Origin of the sequence: Neolewinella lacunae (assembly GCF_014349155.1) — a bacterium.
Taxonomy (GTDB): Bacteria; Bacteroidota; Bacteroidia; order Chitinophagales; family Saprospiraceae; genus Neolewinella; species Neolewinella lacunae.
The window spans coordinates 1-1,043 of sequence record NZ_JACSIT010000055.1 but is presented as its reverse complement, the minus strand read 5'-3'; the positions used below and the strand labels follow the sequence as shown (position 1 = coordinate 1,043).

Genomic DNA, 1,043 nt, shown 5'->3' with positions numbered 1-1,043 from the left:
GCCGCCGGCGAAGAGTGCTTCAAGCTGCGGATCACCTACGACGTAGTGAACTGGTGTGAGTACAACACGCTGGGCCAGCCCTACCTGATCCCGCGGGACGGCGACGGCATCCGCAACCCCGAGACCCAACTGCTCTACCTGAACGTCATCCCCCGGGTGACGACGACGCTGACGGACGACTTCGCGTTCCTGAGCCGCTTCACGGACCGGAACTACAACCCCGGTGCCCCGCAGTTTGACCAGACGCTGGACGATGGCAACGACATGGACGGCACGGACGACGACAACGGCAACGACAACATCGACACCGATGTGTACGCCGCCGACGACAGCCGCGGAGCGTTCCGCTACGTACAGTTCGTGAAAATCTACGACGAGGTGGCTCCGGTCATCGAAGCGGACGAGCCCGAAGAATGCTTCGGTGGAACGAGCGTAACGTGCACGGCCGACCTGACGCTGACCTTCACGGCGGTAGACGAGTGCTCCGACGTTGACGTTACGCTGCAACTCGACGCGAACTACGACGTAGCCCAAGGCTTCCGCCCCGACAACGCCGCAGCGCTTGGCGTAGGCATCACGCTGACGAACAACGGCGACGGCAGCTACTCGATCCGCGCGACGAACGTACCGGTGGGCGAGCACGCCATCCGGATCCGGGCCGCCGACGGCTGTGGCAACTTCGACGTGGAGATCCTGGAGTTCTGTGTAACGCCGGACAAAGCACCGACGCCAATCTGTATCCAAACGCTGACCGTAACCTTGATGCCCAACGGCCAAGGCGGTGGTATGGCTGCCATCTGGGCTTCTGACTTCATCGCCAGCGACGTGTTTGACTGCTTCGGTAACCTGATCGACAAGTACAGCATCTACACCGAAGAAGAAGCGGGTGAGGCTGGCTTCACGCCGGTTGCTGGCCGCCTGGGCATTGACCTGGACTGTGACGTAGTTAACCAGGACGTACCGGTGCGGGTGTACGCCGTTGCCGACAACGGCAGTGCGGACTACTGCTCGGTCATCGTACAAGTCCAGGCCTTCCAGGACGG

Annotated in this window: 1 pseudogene; it reads left to right on the top strand. The window is 62.0% G+C overall.

The features are described from left to right. Positions 1-1,043 (top strand): annotated as a pseudogene (locus tag H9S92_RS03290) (hypothetical protein); the annotation flags it as partial.